This window comes from Microbulbifer maximicatervae (SeqCode) (assembly GCF_052468095.1).
In genome coordinates, this window is sequence record NZ_CP174332.1 from 3,932,263 (window position 1) to 3,948,455 (window position 16,193).

Genomic DNA, 16,193 nt, shown 5'->3' on the forward strand with positions numbered 1-16,193 from the left:
GTGCCAGACGGTCTAGTGAAGACCTCTCTCCAATGGCCAGCTATTTCATTCAAAGTCAAAATGTTGCAAGCAAAATGCAAATTAAAAAAATATGATCGTTTTGACCTAATCTCATGCATATATCCAACGCTCCCTTCCCGGGTAAATTTTCCTCGAGCGTTAAACGTTAGATAAAGCAATTTCGTTGACACGAAAAATAGAATAGAAAGGAAATTTCAGGCTGAACAGAGTTTTTTTGGGAAGGGGGAAATCGAAGCCAATAGGCTGCCAACAAGTTGGCAACCTATACAAAAAATTACCAGCGACTAGTTAACAATACGAACGGGGCGCTCCGCATTGCGGTAGCGCTCGGAGCGGCGGGTGCGGTCATTAACACTGCCCGCCAACTGACCACAGGCCGCATCAATATCATCGCCGCGTGTAGTGCGCACAGTCACGGTATAACCTTTGTCGAGCAAAATCTGCTGGAAGCGACGCAGTGCATTATTACTCACTCGCTGGTAGTCGGACAACTCAAACGGGTTAAAGGGAATCAGGTTAATTTTCACCGGAATCTCTTTAAGCAGCTCCGCTAATTGCTCAGCGTGCTCCGGGCGGTCGTTAACCTCGCGCATCAGCGTGTATTCAATGGTCATTTTACGGTGCGTATCCGGCATGCGGTCGATGTAGCGCTTGGCGGAATCCAGTAGCACCGCAATAGGGTATTTTTTATTGATCGGCACCAACTCGTTACGCAATTCATCGTTGGGCGCATGCAGGGAAATTGCCAGGCTCACATCGGTCACATCGGCGAGGCGGTCCAGTGCGGGCACTACACCGGAGGTCGACAGAGTAACGCGGCGCTTGGAAATACCGTAGGCGTTGTCTTCCATCATCAGGTTCATGGAATCGACCACATTGTCGAAATTGAGCAGCGGTTCACCCATGCCCATCATTACCACGTTGGTAACCTTGCGCGGTCCTTTCGGATCCAATTGACCGAAAGATTTACAGGCAATCCAGACCTGCCCGATAATTTCTGCCGCCGTTAAATCGCGGTTAAAGCCCTGCTTGCCAGTTGCACAAAAGCTGCAATCCAGGGAACAGCCCACCTGGGAGGAGACACAAAGGGTACCGCGATCACCATCGGGGATATAGACAGTCTCGATAGCATTGCCACCGGAAACTTTAATTAACCATTTCCGTGTGCCATCGGCGGAATCCCACTGATTCAATACTTCTGGGGCACGGACTTCGGCCACTTCCGTCAACTTTTGACGCAGGGCCTTGCTGACATTGGTCATCTCAGCAAAATCATCAACCCCATTCTGGTGAATCCACTTTAAAACCTGAACAGCGCGGAAGCGCTTCTCGCCCAATGATTCAAAAAAGGCGGCCAGCTTTTCTACTGAAAGGCCGAGCAGGTTGGTTTTCTCTGTGGTCATTCATTTCACCTCGGGGGAAGAATTGCACCGGTCCGGACAGACCGGTGCGATTTGTGGCGCGGATTAAGCGCGCGCGCAGATTTCGTCGTCGGCGAAGAAGTAGCTTACTTCGCGAGCAGCGGACTCTGCGGAGTCGGAACCGTGTACAGCGTTGGCGTCGATGCTGTCAGCGAAGTCAGCGCGGATGGTGCCAGCAGCAGCTTCTTTAGGGTTGGTAGCACCCATCAGGTCGCGGTTTGCCAGGATAGCGTTCTCGCCTTCCAGAACCTGTACAACAACTGGACCGGAAGTCATGAAGTCAACCAGGTCTTTGAAGAAAGGACGCTCTTTGTGCTCAGCGTAGAAACCTTCAGCTTTTTCGCGGGACAGTTGAACCATCTTCATGGCAACAATGCTCAGGCCAGCTTTCTCAAAACGGCTCTCGATTTCACCGATTACATTCTTGGCTACTGCGTCCGGCTTGATGATAGAAAGGGTACGCTCCAGGGCCATGGTTATCTCCAAATTGATTTTTTGTAACTTAACTTAGGAGTCTCCAAACAACTCTGTAAGCCCCACAGGGCGGGCCTTCACGGCTCGCAGAGGTGTTGCGGGATTGTTCAGAGGCTCCCTACATAAAGAAAGAGCAACCTACTCAGTTGCTCTTCCCTGATATTCCTTTCATACCCACCGGGGGTACTCAATTTTTGATCACCGCATTTCGCGGCCGGCGGATTATACGGGGTATTGATCGACTTTTGTACTCTCTTGCCAATACTGCCCCCGAAGGCCGGTTACTCCTGCTCTTCGATCCAGGCAGCCTGGATCGCTTCGAGGATTTTCTCTCCGCAGCGATCGGGATCGTCATCAAATCCGGGCAGCGCCATCACCCAGTTGCGCAGGTCGACAAAGTTGACCGTCAGTGGGTCCACATCCTCGTGAGCTTCGCTCAACTCTATGGCAATATCGTGAATATCAGTCCACTTCATGATTCGGCTTCCTCAGCGTGCAGGTCAATGCTTTTCCGACACCTGGTTGATGGTGTACTTGGGAATCTCGACCACCAGGTCTTCATCCTCCACAATCGCCTGACAGGACAGGCGAGACTCCGGTTCCAAGCCCCAGGCTTTATCCAGCAGGTCCTCTTCAAGCTCGTCCGGCTCTTCAAGAGAATCGAAGCCCTCGCGCACAATGACGTGGCAGGTGGTACAAGCACAGGCTTTTTCACAGGCGTGCTCAATTTCAATATCGTTGGCCAGGGCCGCGTCGATCACGCTGACACCGCTCTCCGCTTCCACCACTTTGCCCTCAGGGCACATTTCCGGATGGGGTAAAAATACTATCTTCGGCATGGGGTACTGAACCTCTGTGGTCTCAATCCGACGGGGAGAAAGTAACGACTCCCCGGCCGCCGGCAGCGCAGAGTCTGCGCCTGATCATGGTTATTTATCAAATTCATCCAAGCTGTGGCCCTGCATAGCGCGCTTAATGGAGGCATCCATACGCTTGGCAGCAAAAGGCTCAGACAGCTTATTCAAGGCTTCGATACGACGACGAATTTCCTCTGCGTCGCCGCCGTTATGGGCCAGGCGCAGAGCTTCCATCGCGTGCTCAAGCTCGTTTAACTCACCTTCGTCCAGCAGCTCGGCACCGTTCTCACGCAGGGCCACCAACATGCTTTCCAGGGTTCTCTCCGCTTCCACCTGGGCCTCGCGCAGGGCACGCAGGGCGATATCCTCAGCGGCGTGGGTGTAGGATTCCTGCAGCATTCGCGCAATATCCTTGTCCTCCAGCCCATAAGACGGTTTAACCGTAATATCGGCACTGACACCACTGCTTTTTTCCATGGCTGTCACTGATAAAAGACCGTCAGCATCCACCTGGAAAGTCACACGGATATGGGCGGCGCCGGCCACCATCGGCGGTATGCCGCGCAATTCAAAGCGCGCCAGTGAGCGACAGTCACTCACCAGCTCCCGCTCGCCCTGCACGACATGGATCGCCATGGCAGTCTGGCCATCTTTAAAAGTGGTGAACTCCTGGGCTTTGGAGACGGGGATGGTCGTGTTGCGATCAATCAGTTTTTCCGCGAGGCCGCCCATGGTTTCAATCCCGAGGGAAAGGGGAATAACATCCAACAGCAGCAGTTCTTCGCTGGACTTATTGCCCACCAGTACATCAGCCTGAATCGCGGCGCCGATTGCTACCACTTGGTCGGGGTCAATTTCCGCATGGGGGGGACGGCCAAAATAACCCTCAACCCGCTCGCGCACGCGCAGAGTACGGGTGGAGCCACCCACCAGAACCACTTCCTGCACCTCATCGGCACTGATACCGGCGTCGCGCAGGGCGCGCTTGCAGGCGCGTAGGGTTTTGTCGATCAGGGGGTCCAGCAGTGAAGCCATGGTGTCGCGGTCAAGCACACCGGACCAGTCGCCGTATTGCACTTCCACTTGCTCGACACTGGACAGGGATTCTTTCGCAGCACAGGCGCTGTCTAACAGGACTCGCTGGGTCGCGGCGTCGAGATCGGTACCCAATCCCACTTGCTCGGCGATCCAGGAAGCGATAGTGCGATCGAAATCGTCGCCACCAAGGGCTGTATCGCCGCCGGTAGACATGACTTCAAACACACCCCGGGACAGGCGCAGAATAGAGATATCGAAGGTGCCGCCACCGAGATCATAGACCGCGATCACACCCTCTTCGCCTTTATCCAGGCCGTAGGCAACAGCCGCTGCTGTGGGCTCGTTGAGCAGGCGCAGGACTTTCAGGCCCGCCAGTTGGGCGGCGTCTTTGGTCGCTTGGCGCTGGGCATCATCGAAGTAGGCCGGCACGGTGATCACCGCACCATCCAGCTCACCGCCCGCTTTGCCATAGAGCGCTTCGCGGCCGCGCGCGGCCAGTTTTTTCAGGATTTCTGCCGATACCTGCACCGGGTTTACCGGTCCGGCTGCAGTTTCAATCGAAGGCATACCGCCACTGCTATCAGCCAGGCGATAGGGCAGCTGCTCACCAAAACTTTTGATATCCGCAACACCTCGCCCCATCAGGCGCTTGATAGAAATCATGGTGTTGTAGGGGTCTTCTGCAGCGCACGCGCGGGCTTCAGCACCCACGGTAATCGCCTCGGCTCCATAGTGCACCGCTGACGGCAGGATCACTTCACCCTGCTCATCGGCAATGGCCTCTGCCGATCCACTGCGCACGGTCGCTACCAGTGAGTTGGTGGTCCCCAAATCGATACCCACTGCATGCTTGCGCTGGTGGGGAGCTGGGCTCTGGCCCGGTTCAGAAATCTGCAGTAATGCCATTAGTTATCTCTTCTTTAAGCGGGGCGCGGTACCGTCTGGCCCTCTCAGTCAGTGCTCTCGCAACTAGTCGTTGAAAAGGTCTTCTTCCAGCTCGTCAATTTGTTTCTCAAGCTTGGCCAGGAACTGAAGCTTGCGCAGCGAGTCCTCTGCTGCGCCCAGATCGCCCCCGTCATAAGTTTCGGCAAACCGCTGTTCCTCACTGGAGATCAGCCCCCGCGCCTCAGCACTGAGCTCATCCAGCGCAGCTGCAGGATCGGGCTGCTCGCGCACTTCTTCCAGGCGCTCGCGCAACATCATCTGCTGCATCAAAAATTCAGTATCTTTGGTGGTCTGCTCAGGTGGCACATCTACCCCGGCCAACTTGAGTAGGTAGGCGGCGCGCTGTACTGGGTCGCGCAAAACGGTGTGCGCCTCATTGATCTGAGCCGCCATTTTGATGGCCAACAATTGTTCGCCCTCGGAATGGGAAGCGTATTTGTCCGGGTGGAATTCCCGCTGTAATTCCCGGTAGCGGGTCGCCAGGGCACTGCGATCGACCGCGAACGCGGGTTGCAGACCAAAAACTTCGAAATGGTTCAGGTTGGTTGCCATCTGAATATACCTACTGGGGCACAGCCTGGGACGCGGCTGAAGTTGCCGCTTACTGCTGCACGGCCCCCAACTGTCCGAGGGGCCAATAAAAAGGCCGGTATGCGCAGCGCACCCGGCCTTGTGGGGCGAGAGCGAATCAGACGTGGAAACTCTCGCCGCAGCCACACTCATTTTTTACATTGGGATTCGAGAAGGTGAAGCCTTCGTTCAGGCCTTCCTTGACGAAATCCAGCTGGGTGCCGTCGAGGTAAACCAGACTCTTGGGGTCCACCACCAACTTAACGCCGTTTTGCTCAAATACCGTATCTTCGGCTTCGAACGAATCGACAAATTCCAGCACATAGGCGAGACCGGAACAGCCGGCCGTTTTGACACCGACACGAATGCCGATTCCCTTGCCTCGCTTGGCCAATTGACTTTGAATGTGGGCCTCAGCGGCCTCGGTCATGCTAATAGCCAAAACAACACCTTCGCTATGTTTAGACGCTACATTTGGACGAAAAGTTAACCCGCCGCAGATTCCTTGGCTTCTACAGCGTCATCAGACTCACCGCGCTTTTCACGGATATCGCGAACCGCAGCCTTGATCGCATCTTCAGCGAGAACCGAGCAGTGGATTTTTACCGGCGGCAGCGCCAGCTCCTCTGCAATGGCAGTGTTCTTGATCTGCTCCGCTTCGTCGATCGTCTTGCCTTTCACCCACTCGGTCAGGAGGGAGCTGGAGGCAATGGCGGAACCACAGCCGTAGGTCTTGAACTTGGCGTCTTCGATAACGCCCTCGTCGCTTACCTGAATCTGTAGGCGCATCACGTCACCACAGGCGGGCGCGCCCACCATACCGGTACCTACATTGTCCGCCTTGTCGTCCATACGTCCAACATTGCGGGGGTGCTCGTAGTGGTCAATTACTTTATCGCTATAGGCCATGACTTTTCTCCTAACTCTTGCGCGCGCTTAGTGAGCGGCCCATTCAATCTTGTTCAGGTCTACGCCGTCTTTGTACATATCCCAAAGCGGTGACAATTCACGTAGTTTCTCCACTGCCTTGCGCACTTCTGCGGCAGCGGTGTCGACATCACTCTCGCTGGTAAAACGACCGAAGCTGAAGCGCAGTGAGCTGTGCGCCAATTCGTCGTTAACACCCAGGGCTCGCAGTACGTAGCTGGGCTCCAGGCTCGCAGAGGTACAGGCGGAACCGGAGGAGATCGCCAGGTCGCGCAGCGACATGATCAGGCTCTCACCTTCTACAAACGCAAAGCTCACGTTCAGGTTGCCCGGAATTCGCTGCTCGGCGGAACCGTTGATATGGACCTCTTCCATATCCTTGATCTGATCCCAGAAACGGTCGCGCAGAGAGCGCAGACGCTCGGCTTCCTGAGCCATTTCTTCTTTAGCAATACCAAAGGCTTCGCCCATACCGACAATCTGGTGAGTCGGCAGGGTACCGGAGCGCATACCGCGCTCGTGGCCGCCACCGTGCATCTGGGCTTCCAGACGGACGCGGGGCTTGCGGCGTACGTAAAGGGCACCGATACCTTTGGGGCCGTAAATTTTGTGGCCGGAGAAGGACATCAGGTCAACTTTCATTTCCTGAAGGTCGATCGGCAACTTGCCGGCGCTCTGGGCCGCGTCCACATGGAAAATAACTTTGCGAGAGCGACACAGTTCGCCGATCGCAGCGATATCGTTGATCACCCCGATCTCGTTGTTAACGTGCATCAGGCTCACCACAGTGGTGTCCTCGCGCATGGCTTCCTCAACCTGCTCCGGATAGACGATGCCGTCTTCACGGGGATTCAGGTAGGTCACTTCAAAACCTTCCCGCTCCAGCTGGCGGCAGGTATCCAAAACCGCTTTGTGCTCAATTTTGGAGGTAATGATGTGCTTGCCGCGACTCTGGTAGAAATGGGCCGCACCCTTGATACCCAGGTTGTCGGACTCGGTGGCACCGCTGGTCCAGACAATTTCGCGCGGATCGGCGTTGATCAGCTCCGCCACCTGGCGTCGGGCATTCTCCACTGCTTCTTCCGCTTTCCAACCAAACAGGTGGGAGCGGGAGGCCGGATTGCCGAAATTGCCTTCCATCGTCAGCTGCTCTGCCATTTTCTTGGCGACGCGTGGGTCAACCGGACAGGTAGCCGAATAGTCCAGATAGATGGGAAGCTTCATAGTCATACCGTTTCCGCTTAGTAAATCTCTAATATCTGTCTGCTGGCCCGTTTGGGCCCCAATCACAGGCCGCCGAGTACAGCGACCCTCTCTTCCGGCGCCTCGCGCATATCTTGCCGACGCGCAACTTCCTGCACCTCAGCTCGGGAAACCAGGTTGGCCAAGCTGATACTGCTGAGGAAGCTATGAATCTGATCGCTCAAGTCTGACCAGAGGTAGTGGGTCAGGCACTGTTCGCCATTGGCGCAATCTGCATTGCCGCCGCAGCTGGTGGCATCTACAGACTCATTGACCGCATCAATGATCTGCGCCACAAAAATCTCTTCACCATCCCGCGCCAGGCGATAACCACCGCCGGGCCCGCGCACACTGGACACCAGCCCAGAATGCCGCAACCGGGAGAACAGCTGCTCCAGGTAGGACAGCGATATACCCTGGCGCTTGGATATGTCTGCCAGACTGATCGGTCCGCGATCAGCGTGCAACGCCAGGTCCAGCATGGCAGTCACCGCGTAGCGGCCTTTGGTTGTCAAACGCATATCAGCTCCCAACTGATGTACAGCCCTTTTCCGATCGGGGCGCGAGTATGGAATAACCCACTACTGTAGTCAAGTATATAACCCAGCGGGACACTCGGGTACTCAACTAGTCGGGTCGCCCCTTACCACCAGAGCGATGAATGTAATTCTGGATTGAGGTCAACATACCGCGCAGGATACCCAGCTCCATATCATCGGGGCGCACCCGACTATACAGTCGGCGCAGGCGGGTCATTGTCTGACGGGGGTTATCCGGGTCAATAAAGCCCAGCTCGCCCAGCGCCTGTTGCAGGTGATCGAAGTACAACTCCATATCGCTGGCCTTGGCCGGTGGGCGATCCCAATCGGTGTAATTCACAGGCTCACCCTTTTCCGCTTCCAGGGCCGCCATACGCACTTCGTAGGCAAGTACCTGTACAGCAGTCGCCAGGTTCAGGGAGCTGTATTCCGGGTTAGCAGGAATATGCACATGGTAGTTACAGGCCTGTAACTCTTCGTTGGTAAGCCCTCGATCCTCGCGGCCAAACACCAAAGCAACCGGATGAGACGCGGCCTCGACGACGGTACGCTCTCCACACTGGCGCGGGGTCAGCAGGGGCCAAGGGATTCGGCGCTCGCGAGCGCTGGTGGCCACAACAAGACCACAATCAGCCACGGCTTCTTCCAGGGTATCCACCACAACGGCGCTATCGAGCAACTCAGCTGCCCCGGCTGCACGCCAAACAGCATTGGCTGCAGGAAATTCCCGAGGCGCTACCAGGTACAGCTGACTCAGGCCCATATTCTTGAGCGCGCGCGCCGCACCACCAATATTTCCGGGGTGTGCGCTGTTAACCAGAACCACGCGCACATTGTCGAGCGCGGCAAGTGGAGTCGTGTCTAAAGGTGACTTGGCCATACTGAAAGTAATAAATCGGTGTCATGGGGGCGCGCGAGTGTAGCAAAAACCAATCGGAATCCCTACAATCGCGTCCGTCGCAGTTAACCTGCGGCCTGCTTTTTAACCCCTTTAACCACTTTGTGCGGAATAGTTATGGAACCCATGCTAAATATTGCCCTGCGCGCGGCGCGTAAGGCAGGAGAACTGATCGAACGGGCCTGGGAGCGCGGCGACCTGATGAAATTCGAAGAAAAGACGCGCAACGATTTCGTTACTGAAGTGGATAAGGCCAGCGAACAGGAGATTATCTATCACCTGCGCAAGGCCTACCCCAAGCACAGCATCCGCGCTGAAGAAAGCGGCCTGCAAGAGGGCGCAGAGCCCGATTACGAGTGGATTATCGATCCCCTCGATGGCACCACCAATTTTATCCACGGCGTCCCACAGTTCGCTGTTTCTATCGCCTGTCGCTATCGTGGCCGCATTGAGCACGCAGTCGTACTGGACCCCATCAAACGCGAAGAATTTACCGCAAGTCGCGGTCGCGGCGCTGCCCTGAATGGCCGCCGTATCCGCGTCTCTTCACGCCAGGGCATGCGCGGCTCTCTGATTGGCACCGGCATTCCCTTCAACGGCCTGCCGTTGGATAACATCGACGCCTACCTAGCCGCCCTAAAAGATATCGCTGGGCAAACTGCGGGAATCCGCCGCCCCGGCGCTGCAGCGCTGGATCTTGCCTATGTTGCTGCCGGGCGATTCGACGGTTTCTGGGAGATGTACCTGAACACCTGGGATATCGCAGCGGGCTCCCTGTTGGTCAAAGAAGCCGGCGGCCTGATCAGCGATTTCCGCGGTGGTGAAGACTACCTGGACTCCGGCCACTTGGTCTGTGCAACTCCGAAAGTATTTAAGCCCCTGGTGAAAATCGTGGGCAAACATATGGGGCACATACGCTAAAATCCTGAACGGCACTCCGGCAAATAAGATGCCGGGGTGCTGATTCCAAAAGTGCAACTCAGCTCTTCCCCGTCAAACACTCCATCAAAACTCGCGCAAGCTGCGGTCGATCAAAGTTATCCGGCAAAGCGGTTGTCACCCCCGAGGAAGCCTCTCCTCCCATAACCACCAAACAGGTTTTTTGAGTGACTTGATCCTGCTTGAGGATACTTACCAAATCCCCAACCGACATTCCCGGTAAGGTATTGTGAAACAACACCACATCCGGTGCTTGGGTACGCGCCATAAATATGGCCTCAACAACATCTGCGGCCACAGAAAGCTGTACTTGCGGCGCCCCCTGCAAAAGTTTTTCCACCCGAGCCACGCTTTCAGGGCGGTTATCCACTAGCAGCAATCTACAGTCGGGTAATGTTGACGGGGCATCAACAGAACTTGCAAATGACAGGAAAGACTCCGCTGCATCAACCATTGGGAATTCAACCCAAAATACTGACCCCTGCCCTTCCTGACTGTCAAAATCGATCCGCCCTCCCATCGCCTCCGCCAGACGCTTGGCAATTGCAAGACCGACACCCGTACCCTCGATATGCCCTTTTTCCTCCCCCAGACGATTAAAGGGCTCAAAAACTTCTTTGCGTCTCTCTGCTGCAATCCCCTTGCCGGTATCCAAAATATTCAGTCTCAACCAGCCATCGGCCTGCGGCGTAAAATTAATAATGACACGGCCATTTTCACGGTTGTATTTCACCGCGTTGCCCGCCAGGTTCAATACAACTTGCTTATAGCGCACTGGGTCCGCACAAATATAAGCGGACTCCCAGCCGAGAGGCTCAAACATCAAACTTACGCGACGGGTTTCAGCCAGGGGCTCGAGTAAACGTTTACATTCTGCAACCAAATCGGCCGGACGAATTAATTCCATCGAGGGGCCCAAACGCCTACTGTCGATTCTGGCCAGCTCCAATACATCGCCGACCAAATGCAATAAATGCTGCCCCGCGCGACGAATCTCTGATAAGCGCTGACGCTGGTCTGCGTTGAGACTCTGATCTAATTCGACAATTTGGCTGTAACCTAAAATTGCATTAAGTGGTGTACGTAATTCATGGCTCAGGCTAAATAATAAATCTGCCCGATGCGCATTTTCCTCCCGCTGTAACTCCAGCTCCCGCTCCATTTGCGAAAGCCTTTCCCGGCTGCGGCTGACGTCTTGTAAAACTCCCAACACCCGCACTGGCTGACCGCGACTATTTAATTGGGCCTTGCCGCGGCAGCGAACCCAAACCACACTGCTATCCGAACGCCAGATACGAAATTCCACATCGAGCGGTAACCCCTCGCGCACATGATCCCGCATGGACTGCTCAACCCGAGGGAAGTCCTCCGCTAAAATTCGAGCCTTCCACTGCTCCGCGGCTGAAATACCGATACTGCGTATCGGGCTCACTTCGTAACCCAAAATCCCCCAGCAGGCATCATCAAGCACCATTTCATCTGCGCGTAGATCCCACTCCCATAAACCATCGCCAACTCCAGACAGTGTTTGTAAGGGGCGCTCGCCAGGCAGGTTGGATAGGTAGCGCTGGGCCAAAGTTTCAGTGAAGTCAGCGCAACTTCCAATCACAACAAATCCACTGTCATCCTCGAGGTTTATTGCGCGTCCCCGCAATCGTAACCAGCGCAACTGACCGAGACTGTCGTAGGCCCGAAAAGTAGTATCGAAGTGTCCACCTTTGTTAGTAAGACGACGCCGCACAGTGATAATTCGATCCCGCTCATCAGAGTGAACCGAACGCAATTCATCACCCGTCCACAGGGAAGTCAAAGCAAGTTCTGCAGTTTCTGCAAACAGGAGCCAAATTTCACCCTGAGCACGCTGGGCACCGGAATCCGGATGCCACTCCCACAACCCGCAATCTGAATCCAAAAACAAATCTTGCAAACAAGCGGTATGACGAGGCAAGCGCGATGCATCCAAAGAAGAGAGCTCATCGCTGGTTGCCAACTGGAACACTGCGCTGGACGGATTTGGGGTTAGTGACTCTGACACACAGGGCTCGACTATCGAAATTAGCTCATTAATTACCTGGCTCATGCATCCTTGCCATAAAAGAGAGCCTCTCTCCCGGGGCCGTCAAATTTGGGAACGCCTCGGGAGACCCTAAACTAAAGCATTATGAGCTTTGCGCAAAGTGCGGGCAAAAAAAAGGCCCCGCAATGCGGGGCCGTAATCAGCGATGATGAGAGAAAACGGGAAGTCACCCAGTGTTAATGGTTTGCCATAACCCTAAGAAACTCTCCCGAAATGCGGGTCCTTTGCCCCGCACAATTACCAATGCAACCCTTATGCCAACTTTCAAAACTGTGTTTTTTAAGGACTTAGCTCTCATACCCCAGCGCTTCTGTGGAATAGCGAACCAATGCGATCCTTCAGGCAGCCAAAATGCACCAAAACAATGCATTCAAGTGAAAAGCTACGAAGAAAAATTTAAATCTGGCCAAAGGAAATACCTCCCCCCCTCTCTCAAAATAGTCATGGGCAATCCTCAATAAAGGGGGCCTGCTATGAATGCAACTCCTCTAAGTTCCAGCAATCAGCGAAAACGTTTTTGGATACCCACAATTTTATTTGCCAGCACAGGTTTGTTAGCACTTACCGCAGTACCGATTTATGGATTTGTCTACGGGTACCACTGGTATCAAGGGCTTGCATTTGCCATTTTTGGTGCACTTTGCAGCTTTTCTATAGCAGCAGGAAATCACAGGTTGTGGTCACACAAAAGCTACGAAGCCCACTGGTCAATTCGACTTTTATTTATTTTATTCAGTGCGGCAGCCATGCAAAACACCACTTTAAATTGGTGTGCAAGCCATAGATACCATCATCAATTTATCGACGATAACAATCGAGACCCCTATTCAGCAGGGCGCGGCTTCTGGTTCTCCCATATGGACTGGATGATGCACGAATATCCCAGCAGTTATCTCGATTACAAAAATGTTAAGGATCTTCAAAGGGACAAGTTGGTAATGTGGCAACACAATAACTATGTTCCCATCATTATTGCCATGAACCTTGGCCTACCTATAATCTTGGGGATCATTACTGGAGACGTTCTCGGTATGGTTTTGCTGGCCGGAGTATTGCGCCTTGTGGTTAATCATCACACTACTTTTATGATTAACTCATTTGGGCATTTATGGGGCCGGCGCCCCTATAAGGGATCAATCAGCGCAAGAGATAACGCTTTCCTCAACCTATTTGTATTTGGCGAGGGTTATCACAACTATCACCACACCTTTCAGATAGATTATCGAAGTGGTATTCGCTGGTTCCAGTATGACCCTACCAAATGGTTGATCAAATCATTGAGCCTTGTTGGACTCACCTATAATTTAAGGGTTATTCCACCTATTCAGATCCAAAAAGTAAAGGTAGAGCAGCTTTTCAAACAAGCCAGGGAGAAAATTGAAAAGATTAAAGATAAAGAGAGCTGGCAAGAGATTCTGGAAAGTGAGGCTCGTGGATTCGCCAAGTTATTGAAGAACTGGAAATCCCTTCAATTTTTACGCCATGGAGAAAAACATGGTCAGCCACCCAGCGAGTGGGAACTCACTTCGATCCAAACGAAAATACAAGAACTTGAATATGGACTCAAAATGCAAGGAAAGCGGCTAAAGATTCTAATTGGAAAAATTCGACCAAACGAAGGGACAGCCACCCCCTAACCTGACAATAGGTATTGCTTCGAAAGATAATAAAATCGACAATCTATTAGCGGACTTTCCTAGTCGCTGGCAAATTTGCGCATGGAAAATGCCACCCGTTCATCCACATTTTTTCTGAACATTTCTTCATCAAATTTTTCGATAAAGCCCAAGCGCTCTCGCAAGCCAACACCGTTGGCAATTTGGATTGCCAATCCCGGGCGCGCATTGGCCTCCAATAAGAGGGGGCCACGTTCACGATCCAGGACAATGTCACAGCCTAAATAACCCAGCCCAGTCATTTCGTAACAGCTTGCCGCCAAACGGACCAGCTCGTACCAACCTGGCACCTGCAATGCATCGAAAGGCACTTCAGTATCCGGGTGCTGGTCAATTCGCAACCCGCGCATTACTGCATGACAACTTTTGCCCGTGGCCAGGTCGATACCAACACCTACAGCGCCCTGGTGCAAATTGGCTTTACCATCTGAGGCGTGGGTTGAGCAGCGCAGCATGGCCATCACCGGATAACCGCGAAAAACAATAACCCGCACATCAGGCACACCCTCAACAGAGTAGCGATCGAAGACCGGGTCAAAGTCCACCAAGGCCTCTACCATCACCCTGTCGGGTTTGCCACCGAGACTGTATAGGCCGCTGTGAATATTGCTCACGTGCCGCAAGATATCCAGCGCATCAATTTCAGCACCGGATATCTTTTTATATTTGTCGCCGTTGCGACCGGCAATAACGAGAATACCTTTACCACCCGAGCCCCGTGCCGGCTTGATTACAAACTGCCATAGAGGGTCAATCACCTCCATAACTCGCTTGCGGCTGGCAGGGCTTTCAAATGCCTCGATCAGCTCAGGCACAGGAATTCCCGCTTTTTTAGCCGCGCGCTTAGTGTTTAACTTGTCGTCGACGATGGGATATTTTTTGCGATCGTTGTAGCGCGCAATATAGTCAATATTACGCGCGTTCATCCCCAACACCCCCATGCGGCGCAGGGTCAGCGGAGATACCACTCCGCCGCGAACTTTATTGAAGATATGCTTAACTGAAAATTGCAGCATAACGCCCCCTAGCGAACCAGCGGACGGAAACGCATCAACTCACTGAGTCGATATCCGGTGTAGTTGCCCACCACCAGAATAAAGGCCAGCAATACCAACAGTAACTCGGGGAAGTTGAATGTCCAATGCTCAATATAGCGGTTGGTCATTACCCACCAAGCCAGTATCGCTACTAATAAGCTACCCCCGGACTGCACCACCACTTCGTAGGGACCATCCTCCTCCCACACAATCGACATACGCTCGATAGTCCAGGCAAGGATAATCATCGGGAAGAAAGTCACAGTGAGGGCTTGCTCAATGCCCAGCTTATAGCTGACCACACTGATTGCCCCCATTATTATCACCACCGTCACCACGACGGCGGCGATCCTCGACACCAATAGCAAGTTGAGCCTACTGAGATAGAACCTCACCCAAAGGCCGAGGATCAGGATCAAAGTAAAAATTGCTAAACCGGTAATCAACTGGGTTTCGATAAAGGCAATTGCCAGTAGTACCGGCATAAAGGTACCGGAGGTGCGCAGGCCCACAAATACACGCAGCAGCACCACCACCAGGGCCCCCACAGGCACCAGCAGAATCAGCTTGAAAATACTCTGCTGCTCAATGGGCAAACTGTAGATCGAGAAATCCACCAGCGCATCTTTCTCATCCTTGGTGCTGCGCATAGAGACATCGCGAGCAGGGACATCATTGGCAATCACAGAGAAAGTCACTTGGGAGTTACGACCGCCCTCAAGATCTAAAAGACTCTTGCCGCCGCGCTGCCAAATAAAGAAATTTTCCGGCACACCAGGCTGGCCACTGCTGGGTTCAAATACGATCCAACGCTTGCCATCATAGACCTCAAGCAGATCTTCTGGAGATAGTCGACGTCGATCATCCTCCAGGTAGAGGCCGCGAATACGGTGGGCGGGGATATCGGCTGTGGCCAGTACAAGCAAGGCAACATCCACAAAAGAGCGGTCGGCGTAATGACGGAAGATCAGGTTGCGATCCTGATTTTCATCGTCATTCAATTCGAATAGTAACTGGGTAGTGAGAGATTCCACATCGGAAGAGCGCTCACGGGCCTGTTCAACCAGGGAGTAAATCGCCAAGCGCACCGCTTCTTGCTCACGAGCCCCCAGGAAGGGTTTTTGTATCTCAGTGCTCAGATCCAGAGGCTGCGCCAGCGCAGCACCGGGCCGCTGGTAGACATCCAGCTGATAGAAGAGAGATTGGGGGCCTCTTGCGGCCCGGCGAGACCAAATAGCCCGATAGGCATCATCTTCTCTCGCGATATAGAAACCAAAACCGGAGGAGCTGAAGGTCTCCCCCAGTATTTCCATATTGCGCTGTTCGCGCGGGAGGGTCAGCGCGGCCTTTACCGGACCGCCATCGGCATCAAAGCCCACTTTTGCTTCGATGGTCCACACGGTGCGGTACTCACCCGGCAACAGCGGAAAACCCAACTCGAGGTTTTTATAGGCGGTCAGGCCTGCTCCTACCAATGCGAGTAACGCCGCAATTACATAAACTTGGACACGCGGCGACATTCGCCATTCCCC

16 protein-coding genes are annotated in these 16,193 nt (G+C 53.7%); 2 read left to right on the forward strand and 14 right to left on the reverse strand.

Going from position 1 to position 16,193, the window contains the following annotated elements:
* Positions 1-305: 305 nt before the first annotated feature.
* From rlmN to trmJ, 11 genes are all read right to left on the reverse strand, one after another.
* Entirely contained in the window at positions 306-1,424 is a 1,119-nt protein-coding gene (gene rlmN / locus ACJJIL_RS17245) for a dual-specificity RNA methyltransferase RlmN (RefSeq protein WP_282934075.1), read from the reverse strand.
* Between the two features lie 63 nt (positions 1,425-1,487).
* Positions 1,488-1,916: a nucleoside-diphosphate kinase gene (gene ndk / locus ACJJIL_RS17250; RefSeq protein ID WP_108731991.1), complete on the reverse strand. Its 429-nt coding sequence runs from the start codon at positions 1,914-1,916 to the stop codon at positions 1,488-1,490.
* A 281-nt stretch (positions 1,917-2,197) separates the two neighbouring features.
* Positions 2,198-2,392, reverse strand: coding sequence for a Fe-S cluster assembly protein IscX (gene iscX, locus ACJJIL_RS17255; protein ID WP_282934076.1), 195 nt, complete (start codon positions 2,390-2,392; stop codon positions 2,198-2,200).
* A 24-nt stretch (positions 2,393-2,416) separates the two neighbouring features.
* On the reverse strand, positions 2,417-2,755 hold the full coding sequence (fdx, locus tag ACJJIL_RS17260) for an ISC system 2Fe-2S type ferredoxin (protein WP_108731989.1): 339 nt from the start codon (positions 2,753-2,755) through the stop codon (positions 2,417-2,419).
* A 90-nt stretch (positions 2,756-2,845) separates the two neighbouring features.
* On the reverse strand, positions 2,846-4,717 hold the full coding sequence (gene hscA / locus ACJJIL_RS17265; RefSeq protein WP_445360321.1) for a Fe-S protein assembly chaperone HscA: 1,872 nt from the start codon (positions 4,715-4,717) through the stop codon (positions 2,846-2,848).
* A gap of 63 nt (positions 4,718-4,780) precedes the next feature.
* Positions 4,781-5,308 (reverse strand): co-chaperone HscB, encoded by a 528-nt coding sequence (gene hscB, locus ACJJIL_RS17270; RefSeq protein WP_282934078.1) that lies wholly within the window; start codon positions 5,306-5,308, stop codon positions 4,781-4,783.
* 136 nt (positions 5,309-5,444) lie between these two features.
* On the reverse strand, positions 5,445-5,756 hold the full coding sequence (gene iscA / locus ACJJIL_RS17275) for an iron-sulfur cluster assembly protein IscA (protein ID WP_444895049.1): 312 nt from the start codon (positions 5,754-5,756) through the stop codon (positions 5,445-5,447).
* Positions 5,757-5,812: 56 nt separating this feature from the next.
* On the reverse strand, positions 5,813-6,235 hold the full coding sequence (iscU, locus tag ACJJIL_RS17280) for a Fe-S cluster assembly scaffold IscU (protein WP_108731985.1): 423 nt from the start codon (positions 6,233-6,235) through the stop codon (positions 5,813-5,815).
* Between the two features lie 27 nt (positions 6,236-6,262).
* A complete protein-coding gene (locus tag ACJJIL_RS17285; protein WP_444908430.1) occupies positions 6,263-7,477 on the reverse strand; it encodes an IscS subfamily cysteine desulfurase in 1,215 nt (404 codons plus the stop codon).
* 62 nt (positions 7,478-7,539) lie between these two features.
* Positions 7,540-8,016, reverse strand: coding sequence for a Fe-S cluster assembly transcriptional regulator IscR (gene iscR, locus ACJJIL_RS17290; protein ID WP_282934079.1), 477 nt, complete (start codon positions 8,014-8,016; stop codon positions 7,540-7,542).
* 106 nt (positions 8,017-8,122) lie between these two features.
* Positions 8,123-8,914 carry a tRNA (cytosine(32)/uridine(32)-2'-O)-methyltransferase TrmJ gene (gene trmJ / locus ACJJIL_RS17295; RefSeq protein WP_445360322.1) on the reverse strand — a complete coding sequence of 264 codons (792 nt, stop codon included), beginning with the start codon at positions 8,912-8,914 and terminating at the stop codon, positions 8,123-8,125.
* A 135-nt stretch (positions 8,915-9,049) separates the two neighbouring features.
* On the opposite strand from trmJ, the gene ACJJIL_RS17300 reads away from it, so the two are divergent.
* On the forward strand, positions 9,050-9,853 hold the full coding sequence (locus tag ACJJIL_RS17300; protein WP_282934081.1) for an inositol monophosphatase family protein: 804 nt from the start codon (positions 9,050-9,052) through the stop codon (positions 9,851-9,853).
* Positions 9,854-9,911: 58 nt separating this feature from the next.
* Here ACJJIL_RS17300 and ACJJIL_RS17305 read toward each other — a convergent pair whose 3' ends face one another.
* Entirely contained in the window at positions 9,912-11,951 is a 2,040-nt protein-coding gene (locus ACJJIL_RS17305; protein ID WP_445360323.1) for an ATP-binding protein, read from the reverse strand.
* 470 nt (positions 11,952-12,421) lie between these two features.
* Here ACJJIL_RS17305 and ACJJIL_RS17310 point away from each other — a divergent pair, with 470 nt between their 5' ends.
* Entirely contained in the window at positions 12,422-13,585 is a 1,164-nt protein-coding gene (locus ACJJIL_RS17310; RefSeq protein WP_445360324.1) for an acyl-CoA desaturase, read from the forward strand.
* Positions 13,586-13,644: 59 nt separating this feature from the next.
* Here the strand turns inward: ACJJIL_RS17310 and ACJJIL_RS17315 are convergent, their stop codons facing one another.
* The gene (locus tag ACJJIL_RS17315; RefSeq protein ID WP_444892899.1) at positions 13,645-14,640 is read right to left on the reverse strand and encodes an alpha-L-glutamate ligase-like protein; all 996 of its coding nucleotides are present in this window, start codon (positions 14,638-14,640) and stop codon (positions 13,645-13,647) included.
* Between the two features lie 8 nt (positions 14,641-14,648).
* Positions 14,649-16,181: an inactive transglutaminase family protein gene (locus ACJJIL_RS17320; protein WP_108731979.1), complete on the reverse strand. Its 1,533-nt coding sequence runs from the start codon at positions 16,179-16,181 to the stop codon at positions 14,649-14,651.
* Positions 16,182-16,193 lie beyond the last annotated feature (12 nt).

Excerpts from the sequence above, each read along its gene's own strand:
- rlmN (WP_282934075.1), bottom strand. The coding sequence starts at position 1,424 with ATGACCACAGAGAAAACCAACCTGCTCGGCCTTTCAGTAGAAAAGCTG.
- ndk (WP_108731991.1), bottom strand. The coding sequence starts at position 1,916 with ATGGCCCTGGAGCGTACCCTTTCTATCATCAAGCCGGACGCAGTAGCC.
- iscX (WP_282934076.1), bottom strand. The coding sequence starts at position 2,392 with ATGAAGTGGACTGATATTCACGATATTGCCATAGAGTTGAGCGAAGCT.
- fdx (WP_108731989.1), bottom strand. The coding sequence starts at position 2,755 with ATGCCGAAGATAGTATTTTTACCCCATCCGGAAATGTGCCCTGAGGGC.
- hscA (WP_445360321.1), bottom strand. The coding sequence starts at position 4,717 with ATGGCATTACTGCAGATTTCTGAACCGGGCCAGAGCCCAGCTCCCCAC.
- hscB (WP_282934078.1), bottom strand. The coding sequence starts at position 5,308 with ATGGCAACCAACCTGAACCATTTCGAAGTTTTTGGTCTGCAACCCGCG.
- iscA (WP_444895049.1), bottom strand. The coding sequence starts at position 5,756 with ATGACCGAGGCCGCTGAGGCCCACATTCAAAGTCAATTGGCCAAGCGA.
- iscU (WP_108731985.1), bottom strand. The coding sequence starts at position 6,235 with ATGGCCTATAGCGATAAAGTAATTGACCACTACGAGCACCCCCGCAAT.
- ACJJIL_RS17285 (WP_444908430.1), bottom strand. The coding sequence starts at position 7,477 with ATGAAGCTTCCCATCTATCTGGACTATTCGGCTACCTGTCCGGTTGAC.
- iscR (WP_282934079.1), bottom strand. The coding sequence starts at position 8,016 with ATGCGTTTGACAACCAAAGGCCGCTACGCGGTGACTGCCATGCTGGAC.
- trmJ (WP_445360322.1), bottom strand. The coding sequence starts at position 8,914 with ATGGCCAAGTCACCTTTAGACACGACTCCACTTGCCGCGCTCGACAAT.
- ACJJIL_RS17300 (WP_282934081.1), top strand. The coding sequence starts at position 9,050 with ATGGAACCCATGCTAAATATTGCCCTGCGCGCGGCGCGTAAGGCAGGA.
- ACJJIL_RS17305 (WP_445360323.1), bottom strand. The coding sequence starts at position 11,951 with ATGAGCCAGGTAATTAATGAGCTAATTTCGATAGTCGAGCCCTGTGTG.
- ACJJIL_RS17310 (WP_445360324.1), top strand. The coding sequence starts at position 12,422 with ATGAATGCAACTCCTCTAAGTTCCAGCAATCAGCGAAAACGTTTTTGG.
- ACJJIL_RS17315 (WP_444892899.1), bottom strand. The coding sequence starts at position 14,640 with ATGCTGCAATTTTCAGTTAAGCATATCTTCAATAAAGTTCGCGGCGGA.
- ACJJIL_RS17320 (WP_108731979.1), bottom strand. The coding sequence starts at position 16,181 with ATGTCGCCGCGTGTCCAAGTTTATGTAATTGCGGCGTTACTCGCATTG.